Raw genomic sequence first — 15,351 nt, 5'->3', positions numbered from 1 at the left:
TGATGCTCACCGTCACCACCGTCAACGTCAACGGTCTCCGCGCCGCCGCCAAGAAGGGCTTCGTCGAGTGGCTCGCCGCCACCCGCGCCGATGTGCTGTGCCTCCAGGAGGTGCGGGCCGAGCCGCGGCAGCTGCCCGAGGGCGTCCGCGAGCCCGAGGGCTGGTACGTCACGCACGCGCCCGCCGCCGCCAAGGGGCGGGCCGGCGTCTCCCTCTACACGCGCCGTGAGCCCGAGCGGGTGCGGGTCGGGTTCGGGTCCTCGGAGTTCGACGGCAGCGGGCGGTACGTCGAGGCCGACCTGCCCGGTGTGACGGTCGCCTCCCTCTACCTCCCGTCCGGCGAGGTCGGCACCGAGCGGCAGGAGGAGAAGGTCCGGTTCATGGGCGAGTTCCTCGCCTACCTCAAGGAGCTGCGCGAGCGGGCCGCCGCCGACGGGCGGGAGGTCGTCGTCTGCGGCGACTGGAACATCGCCCACCAGGAGGCCGACCTCAAGAACTGGCGGGCCAACCGGAAGAACTCCGGGTTCCTGCCGGAGGAGCGGGAGTGGCTGGGGCGGGTGCTCGACCCGGCCGAGGGCGGGTACGTCGACGTCGTGCGGGCGCTGCATCCGGGCGTCGAGGGGCCGTACTCGTGGTGGTCGTACCGGGGGCGGGCCTTCGACAACGACGCGGGCTGGCGCATCGACTACCACGTGTCCACCCCCGGGCTGGCCGCCCGCGCCGTCAAGGGCTTCGTCGAGCGGGCCGCCGCCCACGAGGAGCGGTGGTCGGACCACGCGCCGGTGACGGTGGTCTACGACCGTTAGTCCCGGCCCGCGCCCTTGCGCAGCCGCCGGTCCAGCGCCAGCGACAGTTCCGCCTCCACCACGCTCCGCGCCAGCGGGCGCAGGCGGGGCAGGGCGTCCTCGGAGGCGTGGCGCAGGACCAGGTCGGCGAAGAGGTCGGCCAGGGCCTCGGTGTGGGTGCGGACGCGGCGGCCGGCGTCCAGGACCTCGGCGAGCGGCACGCCCTCGCGGACCAGGGCGGTGGACGCCTCCAGCAGGCTCCGGCTGATGTGGACGATCTCGTCGCCGTCGGCGCCCAGGTAGCCGAGGTCCATCGCGGCGGCGAGGTTCTCCGGGGTGTCCTGGCCCTGGAAGCGGTCGGCGAGTTCCTCGGGGGTGAGGCGGACCGGGGTCTCCTCGGTCGGCTCGCCGAGGCCGAGCAGGTCGCCGACGTCGCGGCCGTGGTCGAAGGCGTCGGCCAGTTCCGCGATGCCGTTGAGGGTGTGGCCGCGTTCCAGCAGCGCCGAGATCGTGCGCAGGCGGGCCAGGTGGTGGTCGTCGTACCAGGCGACGCGGCCCTCGCGGCGGGGCGGCGGGAGCAGTCTGCGTTCGCGGTAGAAGCGCAGGGTGCGCACTGTGATGCCGGCCAGCCGGGCCAGCTCCTCCATGCGGTACTCGCGCTTGTCCGTCACGTCCCGACCTTACGGCGTACCGCCGGTAACTTTCTTTTCCCCGCCCCCTACCCATCGGTAGGGGCCTGCTCTACGCTCCCCATTGCGCCAGTGTTCACTGGCAGAGTCGACGGCGGTGCGTGGAGGCGTCGGAATGGCCGAGCACGAGCATGTACGGCACGAGCGTGTACGGCAGGAGCATGTACGGGTCGCGGTGGTCGGGTCGGGGTTCGGCGGGCTGGGCGCCGCCGTACGGCTGCGCCGGGAGGGGATCACGGACTTCGTGGTCCTGGAGCGGGCGAGCAGCGTCGGAGGGGCCTGGCGGGACAACAGCTATCCGGGGTGCGCGTGTGACGTGCCGTCACACCTCTACTCGTTCTCCTTCGCGCCCAACCCGGACTGGCCGCGCGCCTTCTCCGGACAGCCCCACATCCGCGCCTACCTGGAACACGTCACCGACACCTTCGGGCTGCGCCCGCACATCCGCTTCGACTCGGAGGTGAAGCGGATGACGTGGGACGCCAGGGAGCTGCGGTGGGAGATCGAGACGGCGGGCGGGGACCTCACCGCCGACGTCGTCGTCTCCGCCACCGGCCCGCTGTCCGACCCGAGGATCCCGGACGTCCCGGGGCTGGACTCCTTCCCCGGCAAGGTCTTCCACTCCGCCCGCTGGGACCACGACTACGACCTCACGGGCAAGCGCGTCGCCGTGATCGGCACCGGCGCCTCCGCCGTCCAGTTCGTGCCCGCCATCCAGCCGAAGGCCGCCCGGCTGACGCTGTTCCAGCGCACCCCCGCCTGGGTCATGCCCCGCATGGACCGGCCGATCAGCGGCGCCGAGCGCTTCCTGCACCGGACGCTCCCCTTCACCACCCAGTTGCGCCGGGGCCTGCTGTGGGGCGTCCGGGAACTCCAGGTGCAGGCGTTCACCAAGCACCCCGGGGAACTCGGGTTCGTCGAGCGGATCGCCAAGTGGAACATGGCCCGCGCGGTCAAGGACCCGGCCCTGCGTGCCAAGCTGACCCCCGACTACCGCATCGGCTGCAAGCGCATCCTGCTGTCCGACGACTACTATCCGGCGCTCGCCCGGCCCAACACGGACGTCGTCGCCGGCGCACTGAGCGAGGTGCGCGGCTCCACCCTCGTCGCCGCCGACGGCACCACGGCCGAGGCCGACGCCATCGTCTTCGGGACCGGCTTCCACGTCACCGACATGCCGATCGCCGAGCGCGTCGTCGGAGCCGGCGGGCGCACCCTCGCCCAGAGCTGGAAGGGCGGCATGGAGGCGCTGCGCGGCACCTCGGCGGCCGGGTTCCCGAACTTCGTCACGGTCATCGGGCCCAACACCGGCCTCGCCAACACGTCCATGATCCTCATGATCGAGTCCCAGCTGAACTACCTGGCCGACTACCTGCGGCAGTTGCGCGTGCTCGGCGGACGGGTCGCCCTCGACGCCCGGCCCGCCGCCGTCGACGCCTGGAACCGGCGGGTGCAGGAGCGGATGAGGCGGACCGTGTGGAACACCGGCGGCTGCACGAGCTGGTACCTCGACGCCGGCGGCCGCAACACCACCATCTGGCCCGGCACGACCACCGAGTTCCGGCGCGCGACCCGGCGCGTGGACCTGGCGGAGTACGACGTCCTGCGCCCCGCCGTGAGCGGGACGCCGGCCGAGGAGCGCGTGGAGGTGGGCGCGTGAGCGGCGTGAGCCTGGAGGGACGGGTCGCCGTCGTCACCGGCGCGGCGCGCGGCGTCGGGGAACTGCTGGCCCGCAAGCTGTCGGTGCGCGGGGTGCGGGTGGCGCTGGTCGGGCTGGAGCCGGACGGGCTGAAGCAGGTCGCCGCCCGGCTGCACGGGGAGAGCGGGACCTGGCACGCCGACGTCACCGACCACGAGGTGATGGCCCGGGTCGCCGGTGAGGTGAGGCAACGGTTCGGCCGCGTCGACATCGTCGTCGCCAACGCCGGTGTCGCCACCGGCGGCCCCTTCGTGGACTCCGACCCGGTCTCCTGGCGGCGGGTCGTCGAGGTCAACCTGATCGGCTCGGCGGTGACCGGCCGCGCCTTCCTGCCGGCGCTCCTGGAAACCCGGGGCTACCTGCTCCAGATCGCCTCGCTGGCCGCGCTCACGCCCGCCCCGATGATGTCCGCGTACTGCGCCTCCAAGTCGGGCGTGGAGGCGTACGCGCACGCCCTGCGCGCCGAGGTGGGGCACCGGGGCGTGAAGGTCGGCGTCGGCTACCTCTCCTGGACCGACACCGACATGGTGCGCGGCGCCGACCAGGACGAGGTGATGCGGGAGCTGCGGCAGCGGCTGCCCTGGCCGTCGAACAAGACGTACCCGCTGGGCCCGGCGGTCGACCGGCTCGTCGAGGGCATCGAACGGCGGCGGACCCACGTCTACGGGCAGTGGTGGCTGCGCGGCATGCAGGGGGTGCGCGGCTGTCTGCCCGGGCTCGTCGGCACGGTCGGGCAGCGGGAGATGCGGCGGTTCGGCGACCGGCTCTCCGGCGTCGGAAAAGGCCTGGTCGGAGCGGGTGGGGCGGCCGACGAGCAGCAGCGCGCCACGCTCCGTGACTGATCGACATGCGCACGGTCACCGCCCGTGTGAATCTGATCGAGCCCGGCCGGCACCGTCGTCGGCCGGAACCGATCTCACCCAGGAGTGAACCCACATGGGTATGAAGGACCAGTTCCAGGAGAAGGCCGAGCGGATGCAGCAGCAGGGCCGGCAGAAGGCCGAACAGGCCCGCGACCGGATGCAGGACCGTGCGGGTCGTCGGGACGACGACGAGGGCGTGGACCAGCCGCTGCACCAGGAGCCGTCGGAGCGTTCCCGCCGGGAGCACGACGTCTGACGCGCCGCTGACGGCCGCAGGGGCGCCCCCCGTTCACCGGGGGGCGCCCCCTTCGCGGTCCGGTCTCCCGTCCGGTCTCATGTCCGGTTCCGGGGCGGCAGCGGCGGACGGGAGCGGTCCGGTACGCCGTGCAGGCCGGGCGGGGTGGCGGGCGGGGTGTCCTCCAGCAGCCGCAGGGCCAGCCGGACCGCCTCGTCCAGCACCGGGCAGCGGCCCTCGGCCCAGTCCAGCGGGGTGCGCAGGGCCGGCACGTCGGGGTCGACGCCCCGGTTCTCCACCGACCAGCCGTACGCGTCGAACCAAGCCGCGTTCATCGGCACCGTGATCACCGTGCCGTCGCCGAGGCGGTGCCGGCCGGTCATGCCGACCACCCCGCCCCAGGTGCGCTGCCCGACCACCGGCCCCAGCCCCAGCAGCCTGAACGCCGCCGTGATCATGTCGCCGTCGGAGGAGGTCGCCTCGTCCGCCAGCGCGACGACCGGCCCGCGCGGCGCGTTGGAGGCGTACGACACCGGCTGGGCGTTCCTCGTCAGGTCCCAGCCCAGGATGGTGCGGCTCAGCGTCTCCACCACCAGTTCGCTGATGTGTCCGCCCGCGTTGCCGCGCACGTCCACGATGAGCGCGGGCCGGGACACCTCCATGCGCAGGTCGCGGTTGAACTGCGCCCAGCCCGAGCCGCCCATGTCGGGGATGTGCAGATAGCCGCACCGCCCGCCGCTCAACTCCCGTACCACCTCACGGCGTTTGACCACCCAGTCCTGGTAGCGCAGCGGCCGGTCGTCGACGAGGGGGACGACGGCTACCCGGCGGGCCGGGCCGTCCTCGGCGGGTGCGAAGGTCAGCTCCACCGTCGTCCCGCCCGCCCCCGCCAGCAGGGGGAACGGCCCCGTGGCCGGGTCCACGGGGCGGCCGTCGACATGGGTGAGGGCCGCGCCCTCGCGGATGCCGGTGCCGGCCAGCGGGGAGCGGGCCTTGGAGTCGGAGGAGTCGCCGGGCAGCACCCGCCGCACGGTCCAGCGGCCGTCCCGGCAGGTGAAGTCGGCGCCCAGCAGGCCCTGGAGGCGCTGGTAGGGGGCCGGGCCCTCGTTGCGGCGGGCGGCGGCGACATAGGCGTGCGAGGTGCCCAGCTCGCCCAGGACCTCGCGCAGCAGGTCGGCGAAGTCGTCCGGGGTGGCGACCTCGTCCACCAGCGGGCGGTACTGGGCCAGCACCGCGTCCCAGTCGATGCCGCACATGCCCGGTTCCCAGAAGAAGGCGCGGGTCAGCCGCCCGGCCTCCGCGTACGCCTGCCGCCACTCGGCGCCCGGGTCCACCTGGTGCAGGATGCGGCGGGCGTCGATCCAGGTGGTCGAGTCGCCGTCGCCGGGCTCGGTGGCGGGTACGGCCCGCAGGTCGCCCTCGTCGAGGACGACGAGCCGGGTGCCGTCGCCGCTGACCGAGAACCAGTCCAGGTGGTCGACGAGTTCGGACTTGCGCGCCTTGGCGAGGCTGAAGTGCTCCAGGGTGGGCCGCTCGCTGGGGTCGTTGGGGTTGGCGAAGGTCTCGCCGAGCGCGCCGGAGATCGGCCAGCGCAGCCAGACCAGTCCGCCGTCGGCGACCGGGTGCAGCGCCGAGTACTTGGACGCGGTGACCGGGAACGGCGTCACCCGGCTGGCCAGCCCCTCCACCTCGACGGTCACCGCACCGCCCTCGCCGGGATCCTCCTCGACGGGGTCCAGCCCGCCGGCGGCGGGGCGGCCCTCCGGGTTCAGCGCGAAGGGGGACGGGGTGGCCGAGGACAGCGGGACCAGGTAGGGGCGGCAGCCCAGCGGGAAGGAGAGGTCGCCGGTGTGCACGTCGTACACCGGGTCGAAGCCGCGCCAGGACAGGAAGGCGAGGTAGCGGCCGTCGCGGGTGAAGACGGGGTTCTCGTCCTCGAAGCGGCCGTCGGTGACGTCGACGACGGCCGGGCCGTCCGCCCGGCCGCCGATCCGGGCCATCTTGATCTGCCTCAGGGTGCGGCCGATGCCGGGGTGGGACCAGGTCAGCCAGCACCCGTCCGGGGAGAAGGCGAGGTCGCGCACGGGCCCGTTGACGGACCGGACCAGCTCGGTGAGGCCGACGGGCTCCGCACCGGCTCCCGCGCCGGCTCCCGCGCCGGCTCCCGCGCCGTTTCCCGCACCGGCCCCCGCCCCCGGCCCCGCACCGGCCCCCGCCCCCGGCCCCGCACCGGTCTCGGCTTCGACCCCCGCGCCGGACTCCCTACTGGATTCCGCCTCCGCCCCAGTTCCAGCCTCCACCCCCGTCTCCACGTCCGTCTCCACCCCCGTCTCCACGTCCGAGACATCGAGCAGCAGAAGCCGCCCGTCGTGCGTGGCGAGGGCCAGTCGTTCGCCCCGGGGGTCGGACACCGTCTCCAGGACCCGGCCGAGCTTGCCGGAGGCCAGCCGCCTGGGCGCCCGGCCTCCGGTGGCGCGCGGCAGGTGGGCGATCTCGACGGCGTCCTCGCCTCCGGCGTCCGTGACGTAGGCGACCCGTCCGCTGGCGCCGAGCATCTCCGGCAGCCGCACCCGCACCCCCGGGGTGTCGGCGAGGGTGCGGGCCGGACCGTCCCGGTGGGTGAGCCAGTACAGGCTGCCGCGCACCACCACCGCGCTGGCCCGTCCCGTCTCGTCGACGGAGACACCGGCCACGTGCTGGGCGGCGGGCACCTGGTACGTACGCCGTCCCGCCCGCGCCCCGCCCAGCCGCACGTCGAGCCGGCGCGGCACCGAGCCGGGCGCGAGGTCGTCGACGATCCACAGCTCGCCCGCGCACTGGTAGACCACGCGGGTGCCGTCGCTCGCCGCGTGCCGGGCGTAGAAGGCGTCGTGGTCGGTGTGGCGGCGCAGGCCGGAGCCGTCGTACGCGCACGAGTACAGGTTGCCGACGCCCTCGTGGTCGGAGAGGAAGGCGATCCGGCCGCCGACGAACAGGGGGGAGTGCAGATGGCCCTCCAGACCCTCCAGCAGCCGCTGCCCGTGCAGCCAGAGACGGCCGGTGGCGCCGCCCCGGTAGCGCTTCCAGGCGGCGGGTTCGTGCGGCGGGGTGCCGGTGAGGAGGAGGGTCCTGCGCTCGCCGTCGACCTCGGCGGCCTGGAGGTCGGAGACCGGCCCCCAGGGCAGCTTGCGGCCGGGATCGCCGTCGCAGGAGATCTTGTACGCCCAGGTCAGATGGGAGAACGGCTCACCCTGCGAGGTGACGGCGAGCACGGCGGACCGCCCGTCCCCGTCCGGTGGCGCCCAGCCGCAGACCCGGGTGTCCAGCGATCCCCAGTGGGTGAGCTGCCGCCCCGGGCCGCCCGTCACGGGCACCAGGTGCACCTCCGGGAGGAGGCTGCGCCAGCTCGTGTACGCGATGTGGCGGCCGTCGGGCGAGAAGCGGGGGTGGGAGACCTTGGCGCGGTCGACGGTGAGCCGCCGGGCGCGGCCCGGGTCCGCCGGGGACGCCAGCCAGAGGTCGTCCTCGGCCACGAAGCACAGCAGGCCGCCGTGGAGGTGCGGAAAACGCAGATAGCTCACCCTGTCCATGCTTTTCCGGGGACCGGGGCGCAGCAACTCGTGACGGGCGCGCGAAAGGACCCCGCGGAGAACCGACGCCCACGACCGAGGGACCGTACGAAACCGTTTCGTTCATCATCGAGGATGAGTTATCTTCGACACACGAGCGCAGCGTGTTGTTCCTGAGCGTATGACCGCGATCGTCACGGGGAGGGGATGAGGGGGATGACCGGGGCCGCGCCGGCACGCCGCAGCCGGCTCACTCCCGAGCGCGAGGCCGAGCTGTACGGGGCCGTGCTCGACCTGCTCCGTGAGGTCGGCTACGACGCCCTCACCATGGACGCCGTGGCCGGCCGCACCCGGTCCAGCAAGGCGACGCTCTACCGCCAGTGGGGCGGCAAGGCGGAACTGGTCGTCAAGGCCATCCGGCACGGCAAGCCGGGGAAGACCGCCGATGTCGACACCGGGTCCCTCCGCGGCGACCTGCACGCCCTGCTGACCCGTGAGGACGACCGCACCAGGGAACGGAACTCCGCGCTGATGCGGGGAGTGGCCATGGCCCTGCACCGCAACCCGGACCTGCGCCAGGCGTTCCGGGACCAGCTGATCGAACCGGAGACGGCCGAGCTCCGACGCGTGCTGCAACGCGCCGTCGACCGCGGGGAGATCCGGCCGGACTGCCCGGCCCTGGACTTCCTCGTGCCCATGATGGCCGGCGGCTACGCCATGACCGTACTGCTGGACGAACAGCCGCCGACGCAGGCGTTCCTCGCCTCCTACATCGACGCCGTGGTCCTCCCCGCCCTCGGCGTCCGCGCCTCCTGACCCCTCCCCTCCGGCACGTCCCACCCGACGCCACCGCCCACGCCGCCGGGCGGACCGCCCCGCCCCGCCCCCGCGAGACCTCGTCGCCCACGCCGCAGCGACCCTCATGGACGTGCGCGACCACTCCTGCCGGTAGCACCCTGGAATCAGGGGCCCGAGGAGGTGAACGTCATGATGCCCACACCGGTCGGATGGCATGTGGAGGTCGAGTTCACGGAGGACGACCGGCATACCCGGGCGGTCGCGATGGTGCGGCTGTCCGACGGCACGGAGATACGGGCGCACGGGCATGCCAGCCGGCACCGTGCCGACGCCCGCCAGCCCCGCGTCGGTGAGGAGGTCGCCGCGGCACGGGCGCTGAACGAGCTGGCGATGCGGCTGCTCGACAAGGCGCACGGGGAGATCGACGAGGCGTCGGGGAGGGTGTCCCACCCGATCCACGTCTGAGCGCCCGGATCCGGGGGTCAGCGGCCGGCGTCCAGCGCCGTCCGTACCGCCCGGATCAGGGCCTGCGCCCGCGGGTCCGCCGTCACGGTCGTGCGAAAGCCGTTGGTGACGTAGCCGAAGGCGATGCCCGACTCCGGGTCGGCGAAGCCGAGGGCGCCGCCGCGTCCCGGGTGCCCGAAGGAGCCGGGGGCGAGGAACGGGGACGCGCCGCCGTGCAGCATGAAGCCCAGGCCGAACCGGGTGCCGACGACGAGGACCCGGTCGGGGCCCGCCGACTCCTGCGTCCGGGCCGCCGCCAGCGTCCGCGCGTCGAAGAGCCGGACGCCGTCGACCTCACCGGTCAGCGCGGCGTAGAAGCGGGCCAGCGCGTCGGCCGTCGCGATGCCGTTGGTGGCGGGCAGCGCCGCCGCCCGGTACGCCGGGTCGTTCTGGTCGGGGAACGGCGTGATCGCGCCGAAGGCGCGGCGGGTGAGGGAGTCCGGATCGTCGTAGGCGGCGGTGACGGAGCGCTTGGGACGCACGCGCAGGCCCCCGGACGGCGGCTGCACGTCCTCGATCCGTCCTGACCGGCCCGCGCGGCCGGCCGTCTCCTCGTCCGCCGGGAGGCCGAGCCACAGGTCCAGGCCGAGGGGGCCGGCGATCTCGTCGGCGATCCACTCGCCGGTGCCGCGGCCGGTCACCCGGCGCACCAGCCCGTCCAGCAGCCAGCCGTAGGTGAGCGCGTGGTAGCCGTGGTCGGTGCCGGGTTCCCAGACGGGGGCCTGGGCGGCGACCGCATCGATCCCGGGCAGCGGATCGAGCGCCTGGGCGGGGGTGAGGGGACGGTCGAGGACGGGGAGGCCGGCCCGGTGGCCGAGGATGTGCCGCACCAGGACGTCCTCCTTGCCGTTCGCCTTGAACTCGGGCCAGTACGTGTGCACCGGGGCGTCCAGGTCCAGTTCGCCGCGCTGGTGCAGCAGCAGCGGTACGGCGGCGGCGACGCCCTTGGTGGCCGAGCGGACCACCTGGGCGGTGCCCCGCTGCCAGGGCTCGGTGCCGTCGAGGTCGCGGGTGCCGGCCCACAGGTCGACGACCTTGCGGCCGTCGCGGTAGACGGCGACGGCGGCGCCCCGGTCGCCGAGGGCGGTGAAGTTCCGTACGAACGCGTCCCTGACCGGTTCGAACCCCTCGGCCACCGTGCCGCGTACGGCCACATCCACGTCCACGCCCACGTCCGTCGTCCCCTTCCGCCGCCACTGGCCCACAACAGTGCGTGCAACACACACCGTTCACGGACGATTCCTCGTGTGGCCGTTGTCACGCCGCCGCCGGACGGCCGCCTGGCCGCCGTCAGACCGTCACCGGACCGCCGTCACGCTGCCGTCAGACCGTCACCGGACCGCCGTCACGCCGCCGCCGGACCACCGTAGGACCGCCGTCACGCCGCCGCCGGACCACCGTAGGACCGCCGTCACGCCGCCGCCGGAACCGCCGTCACGCCGTCGTCGCGGAGCGCGGGTCGAAGCCGAAGGGGAGTTCCAGGCGGTGCGCGCGCATCAGGGCGTCGTCGGCGAGCAGGCCGGCGGTCGGGCCGTCCGCCGCGATCACGCCGTCGCTGAGGATCAGGGCGCGCGGGCAGAGCTGGAGGGCGTAGGGCAGGTCGTGGGTGACCATCAGGACGGTCACGTCCAGGGAGAGCAGGATGTCGGCGAGTTCGCGGCGGGAGGCCGGGTCGAGGTTGGAGGAGGGTTCGTCCAGGACGAGGATCTCCGGTTCCATGGCGAGGACGGTCGCGACCGCGACCCGGCGCCGCTGCCCGAAGGAGAGGTGGTGCGGGGGGCGGTCCTGGAAGCCGGCCATGCCGACCCGGGCCAGCGCCCGCTCCACCCGTTCCTCCAGCTCGGCCCCCTTCACCCCGGCCGCCGCCGGTCCGAACGCCACGTCCTGACGGACCGTGGGCATGAAGAGCTGGTCGTCGGGGTCCTGGAAGACGATGCCGACCCGGCGCCGGATCTCGGCCATGTGCTTCTCGCCCACGGGCAGCCCGGCCACGGTCACCGTGCCCGCGCCGCCGGTCAGGATGCCGTTGAGGTGGAGCACGAGGGTCGTCTTGCCGGCGCCGTTCGGGCCGAGCAGCGCGACCCGTTCGCCGCGCGCGATCGAGAAGTCGACGCCGAAGAGGGCCTGGTGCCCGTCGGGGTAGGCGAAGGCGAGGCCGGAGACCTCGAGGGAAGCAGTCACAGCACCCATCCCAGCAGACAGACCAGCAGCGCGGCGCACGGGAGGGCCAGCGCGTACGACCACTGCGCCCGGGAGGCGGTCACCTCGTCGATGACCGGCATCGAACCGGTGTAGCCGCGGCTGAGCATCGCCAGGTGGACCCGTTCACCGCGCTCGTACGAGCGGATGAACAACGCCCCGGCGGACTGTGCCAGCACTCTCCAGTGCCGTACCCCGCTCGCCTCGAAGCCGCGCGACTCCCGGGCGATCCGCATCCGCCGCATCTCGTCGGTGATGACGTCGCCGTAGCGGATCATGAAGGACGTGATCTGGACGAGGAGGGGCGGCAGCCTCAGGCGCTGGAGGCCCAGCAGGAGCTCGCGCAGTTCGGTGGTGGAGGCCAGGAGCACGGAGGTGGCGACGCCCAGGGTGCCCTTGGCCAGGACGTTCCAGGCGCCCCACAGGCCGTCCACGCTCAGGGACAGGCCCAGCACGCCGACCCGGTCGCCCTCGGCCACGAACGGCATGAGCAGCGCGAACGCGACGAACGGCACCTCGATCAGCAGCCGCTTCAGCAGGAAGCCGGCCGGGACGCGGGCCGCGTGCGCGACCGCCGCGAGCAGCAGCGCGTAGAGCCCGAACGCCCACATCGCCTCGCGGGGCGTCGACACCACGACGACCACGAAGCCGAGGGCCGCGACGAGCTTGGTGTGCGGCGGCAGGGCGTGCACGGGGGAGTGTCCGTGCCGGTAGAGCCGGTGGGCGTGGCCCGCGCCCACCTCAGACGCTCGTGCCGGTCGGCGAGGTGTCCTCGCTGCTGCGGCGGCGGACCGCCCAGAACACCGTGCTGCCCGCGACGACCGTGACGCCCACGCCGATCACGCCCGCCAGGCCGCCGGAGAGCCGGGCGTCGGTGACGTCCTCGACGCCGTAGTCGGCGAGCGGGGAACCGGCGGCGGCGTGCTCCTCGGCCTTGGCGTCGATGCCCTGGTCGGCGGCGACCTTCTCCAGGCCGTCGGGGGAGGAGGAGGCGTAGAAGCTGACGAACCCGGCGAGGACGACGCAGACGGCCAGGCCGGTGAGCCAGACCCCGCGGCGGGAGCCGGTGGCCGCGGCCGGGGCCGGCGCGGCGGCGGGCACGTCGACCAGTTCGCCGCCGACCCGCAGCTTCAGCCGCTGCCGGAGCCCGCGCGCCCCGTACACCAGGTCCGGGCGGACGGCGATGACGGCGCCGACGGTCAGCGCGGTGATGACGGCCTCGCCGACGCCGATCAGGACGTGCACGCCGACCATCGCGGTGGCGACCTTGCCGATCGAGACGTCGGTGGTGCCGCCGATCCAGTAGAGGAGGGTGAAGGCGACGGCGGCGGCCGGGACGGAGAGCAGCGCCGCCACGAACGAGGCGGCGGTCACCGAGCGCCGGGTGCGCGGCAGCACCTTCACCAGGCCCCGGAAGACGGCGTAGGCGACGACCGTCGTGACGATCGCCATGTCGGTGATGTTGACGCCGAGCGCGGTCAGGCCGCCGTCCGCGAACAGGACGCCCTGCATGAGGAGGACGACGGAGACGCAGAGGACGCCGGTGCAGGGGCCGACGAGTATCGCGGCCAGGGCCCCGCCCAGGAGGTGTCCGCTGGTTCCCGCGGCGACCGGGAAGTTCAGCATCTGCACGGCGAAGACGAACGCCGCGACGAGGCCGGCCAGCGGGGCCGCGCGCTCTCCCCCGTGCTCGGCCCCGCCCGCGCCGGAGGCGCCCCCCAGTTCGCGGCGCGCGCCGCGCAGGCTGACCGCCACGGCGCCGGCGGCGACGATCCCGGTGACCGCGGAGACCGGGGCGTTGATGAATCCGTCAGGTACGTGCACGCCTCGATGATAAGGGAGTAGTTGCAAGTCCTGTGCAAGAGCGAGGCGGAGGCCCGCCGCGCGGGGCGTATCCCCCCGGAGGGCGCGATCGGGAAAACGTGGCACATTGGAGTGGGGGCCGCGGACACCGAGAGTGAGGAGCCGGTCGATGTCGGTGATCGAACAGTACGCACGGGTCCAAGTGCCCACCGACGCGGACGTACCGGACGAGGACGACGGCCGCCGCGTACCGGCGGTGCTGCGCTACGACCCCGGGGCCGACCCCCGGTCGGTACGGATAGGGCTGCCCGGCCCGCGCTGGTTCGGCTTCGCGCGCGACCTGCTCGAACGGGGACTGCGGGCGCCGGCCGGGACCGGAGAGGTACGGGTGTGGCCGTGCGGGCGGGTGCGGGCCGTGGTCGAGTTCCACCCGGGGCGGGGCGGCTGCTCGGTGGTCCAGTTCGACACGGACGACCTGCTGCGCTTCCTGCGCAGGACGTACGCGGCCCACCCGGCGGTGGCCCGGCCCGTCCCGCGCTGAGACCTCAGCCGCCCGCCTTGAGCAGCGCCGCCACGATCGGTCCGGCCGTCTCGCCGCCGTGGCCGCCGGCCTGCACCACGCCCGCCGCGGCGAGATCGTCCCGGTAGGCGGTGAACCAGCCGTTCGGCTTCTTCTGCCCGTCGACCTCCGCCGACCCGGTCTTCGCGCCGGTGTCCCCGCCGACCCCCGCCATCGCCTCCGCCGCCGTGCCGTAGTCGGCCGTGTAGGCCATCAGCTCGCGCAGCTGGGAGAGGGTGCCGGCGGACATCGTGCGGGAGGCCGTGGCGAGCGTGCGGTCGTCCACCGACGGGGCGACCAGGTACGGCTGGTGGAAGGTGCCGGACTTCACGGTCGCCGCCACGGACGCCATGTTCAGCGGGTTCATCCGCACCCCGCCCTGCCCGATGAGGGACGCCGCCTTCTGGGCGTCGCTCTGCACGGGGACCGAGCCGTCGAAGGTGGGCACCCCGATCGCCCAGTTGTCCATCCCCAGGCCGAAGACCTCCTGGGCCTGCCGGGTCAGGGCGTCGTCGGACAGCTTGCCGGCCTGGCTGATGAAGGCGGTGTTGCAGGAGCGGGCGAAGCTCGCCTTGAAGGTGCCGCCCTTGATGGAGAACTTGTCGTCGTTCTGGAACTTCCAGCCGCCGTAGGTGAAGTACTTCGGGCAGGGGTGCGCCTCGTCGGCGGCGGCCAGGCCCTTCTCGATCAGCAGCGAGGAGGTGACGACCTTCATCGTGGAGCCGGGGGCCAGCGAGCCCTGGAAGGCGGTGTTGAAGCCGTGGCCGCTGTTGGCGACGGCGAGGATCTCGCCGGTGGAGGCGCGGGTCAGCACCACCGACGCCTTCTCGGCCGCGGCCACCTGCTCCTCGGCGAGGGCCTGGAGCTCGGGGTCGAGGGTGGTCTTCACCGTGCCCGGCGTGCCCTCGCTCAGTTCGAGCAGGGTCTTGTCGGAGAGCTTCTTCGCCTTCGACTCCTTGCCGCGCACCACGCGCAGCTCGATCCCGGCCCGCCCGCCGGCCTTCTCGCCGTACTTCTCGCGCAGCCCGTCCAGGACCGTGCCCAGCGACGGGTACCTCGCGGTGGTGATCTCGCCGCCGTCCCGGTCCACCGCCTTCACCGGCGGCGTCCCGGCCTCCCCGGTGACCAGCTTGTCGCCCTCACCGAGGTCGGGGTGGACGACGGCGGGGGTGAAGCCGACCCGGGGCTCACCGTCGCCGTCGCGGCGCACGACGGTCAGGGAACTGTCGTACGCCAGCGCCTTGCGGACGTCCTCGTACACCACCGTCGCCTTGACGGAGAACGGGACCTTGTCGCCGCTGCGGGTGCCCGGGGTGAGGGTGACGTCCTCGATACGGGCGTCCTTCGCGTAGGAGGTGAGCAGCGCCTTCGCCGCGGCGGTGGCGTCGGTGGCGGCGGCGGCCTCGGCGACCTCGCCCCGCTGCCAGGCGGTGAGGAACCGCTCGGCGGCCGAGGTGACCTCGGCGGCCGACAGGGGACCGGTCTTCACGTTCTTCCCGGCCGCCGTGGTGCGCGCGTCGTCCGTGGCGTCCGTGCCACCGGCGGACAGCGCCCAGGCGCCCACCCCGGCCCCGGCGACGACCGCGGCGATCACCCCGCCGATCACGACGGGCCGCCTGCTGTTGCGTCGCTCGGCGACACGCCTTCTGTTGCCCACTGCTTTCCGTTT

Annotated in this window: 14 protein-coding genes; 7 read left to right on the top strand and 7 right to left on the bottom strand. The window is 73.8% G+C overall.

Annotation, left to right across the window (positions count from 1 at the left end; genetic code table 11):
* The first annotated feature begins 2 nt into the window (after window positions 1-2).
* Window positions 3-806: an exodeoxyribonuclease III gene (locus tag ACY1JF_RS06215; protein ID WP_462703961.1), complete on the top strand. Its 804-nt coding sequence runs from the start codon at window positions 3-5 to the stop codon at window positions 804-806.
* Here the strand turns inward: ACY1JF_RS06215 and ACY1JF_RS06210 are convergent.
* Window positions 803-1,456 carry a MerR family transcriptional regulator gene (locus tag ACY1JF_RS06210; RefSeq protein WP_462703960.1) on the bottom strand — a complete coding sequence of 218 codons (654 nt, stop codon included), beginning with the start codon at window positions 1,454-1,456 and terminating at the stop codon, window positions 803-805. The two genes, ACY1JF_RS06215 and ACY1JF_RS06210, sit on opposite strands and share 4 nt — an antisense overlap.
* A 133-nt stretch (window positions 1,457-1,589) precedes the next feature.
* On the opposite strand from ACY1JF_RS06210, the gene ACY1JF_RS06205 reads away from it, so the two are divergent.
* The 3 genes from ACY1JF_RS06205 (at window position 1,590) to ACY1JF_RS06195 (ending at window position 4,292) form a co-directional block, all read left to right on the top strand.
* A complete protein-coding gene (locus tag ACY1JF_RS06205) occupies window positions 1,590-3,134 on the top strand; it encodes a flavin-containing monooxygenase (protein ID WP_462703959.1) in 1,545 nt (514 codons plus the stop codon).
* Window positions 3,131-4,015 carry an SDR family oxidoreductase gene (locus ACY1JF_RS06200; protein WP_462703958.1) on the top strand — a complete coding sequence of 295 codons (885 nt, stop codon included), beginning with the start codon at window positions 3,131-3,133 and terminating at the stop codon, window positions 4,013-4,015. The genes ACY1JF_RS06205 and ACY1JF_RS06200 overlap by 4 nt, the downstream gene beginning before the upstream one ends.
* A 94-nt stretch (window positions 4,016-4,109) precedes the next feature.
* On the top strand, window positions 4,110-4,292 hold the full coding sequence (locus tag ACY1JF_RS06195; protein ID WP_462703957.1) for a hypothetical protein: 183 nt from the start codon (window positions 4,110-4,112) through the stop codon (window positions 4,290-4,292).
* Window positions 4,293-4,369: 77 nt separating this feature from the next.
* Here ACY1JF_RS06195 and ACY1JF_RS06190 read toward each other — a convergent pair whose 3' ends face one another.
* Window positions 4,370-7,840, bottom strand: a complete 3,471-nt coding sequence (locus tag ACY1JF_RS06190; protein ID WP_462703956.1) for a S41 family peptidase — start codon at window positions 7,838-7,840, stop codon at window positions 4,370-4,372.
* A 195-nt stretch (window positions 7,841-8,035) separates the two neighbouring features.
* Here ACY1JF_RS06190 and ACY1JF_RS06185 point away from each other — a divergent pair, with 195 nt between their 5' ends.
* Both ACY1JF_RS06185 and ACY1JF_RS06180 read left to right on the top strand, forming a co-directional pair.
* The gene (locus ACY1JF_RS06185; protein ID WP_462703955.1) at window positions 8,036-8,635 is read left to right on the top strand and encodes a TetR/AcrR family transcriptional regulator; all 600 of its coding nucleotides are present in this window, start codon (window positions 8,036-8,038) and stop codon (window positions 8,633-8,635) included.
* Window positions 8,636-8,806: 171 nt separating this feature from the next.
* Window positions 8,807-9,082 carry a DUF1876 domain-containing protein gene (locus ACY1JF_RS06180; protein ID WP_462703954.1) on the top strand — a complete coding sequence of 92 codons (276 nt, stop codon included), beginning with the start codon at window positions 8,807-8,809 and terminating at the stop codon, window positions 9,080-9,082.
* 17 nt (window positions 9,083-9,099) lie between these two features.
* Here the strand turns inward: ACY1JF_RS06180 and ACY1JF_RS06175 are convergent, their stop codons facing one another.
* The 4 genes from ACY1JF_RS06175 to ACY1JF_RS06160 form a co-directional block, all read right to left on the bottom strand.
* Window positions 9,100-10,275 carry a serine hydrolase domain-containing protein gene (locus ACY1JF_RS06175; RefSeq protein WP_462704054.1) on the bottom strand — a complete coding sequence of 392 codons (1,176 nt, stop codon included), beginning with the start codon at window positions 10,273-10,275 and terminating at the stop codon, window positions 9,100-9,102.
* A gap of 280 nt (window positions 10,276-10,555) precedes the next feature.
* Window positions 10,556-11,311: an energy-coupling factor ABC transporter ATP-binding protein gene (locus tag ACY1JF_RS06170; RefSeq protein WP_462703953.1), complete on the bottom strand. Its 756-nt coding sequence runs from the start codon at window positions 11,309-11,311 to the stop codon at window positions 10,556-10,558.
* The gene (gene cbiQ / locus ACY1JF_RS06165) at window positions 11,299-12,060 is read right to left on the bottom strand and encodes a cobalt ECF transporter T component CbiQ (protein ID WP_462703952.1); all 762 of its coding nucleotides are present in this window, start codon (window positions 12,058-12,060) and stop codon (window positions 11,299-11,301) included. Before cbiQ ends, ACY1JF_RS06170 begins: the two co-directional genes overlap by 13 nt.
* Before the next feature lies 1 nt (window position 12,061).
* Window positions 12,062-13,144 (bottom strand): energy-coupling factor ABC transporter permease, encoded by a 1,083-nt coding sequence (locus tag ACY1JF_RS06160; protein ID WP_462703951.1) that lies wholly within the window; start codon window positions 13,142-13,144, stop codon window positions 12,062-12,064.
* Window positions 13,145-13,292: 148 nt separating this feature from the next.
* Here ACY1JF_RS06160 and ACY1JF_RS06155 point away from each other — a divergent pair, with 148 nt between their 5' ends.
* Window positions 13,293-13,664: an SsgA family sporulation/cell division regulator gene (locus ACY1JF_RS06155; protein ID WP_462703950.1), complete on the top strand. Its 372-nt coding sequence runs from the start codon at window positions 13,293-13,295 to the stop codon at window positions 13,662-13,664.
* A 4-nt stretch (window positions 13,665-13,668) separates the two neighbouring features.
* Here the strand turns inward: ACY1JF_RS06155 and ACY1JF_RS06150 are convergent, their stop codons facing one another.
* Window positions 13,669-15,339, bottom strand: coding sequence for a penicillin-binding transpeptidase domain-containing protein (locus ACY1JF_RS06150; protein ID WP_462703949.1), 1,671 nt, complete (start codon window positions 15,337-15,339; stop codon window positions 13,669-13,671).
* Between the last annotated feature and the right edge of the window lie 12 nt (window positions 15,340-15,351).

This window comes from Streptomyces sp. SYSU D01066-1 (assembly GCF_054956795.1).
This window is presented reverse-complemented; position numbering and strand designations above follow the sequence as displayed.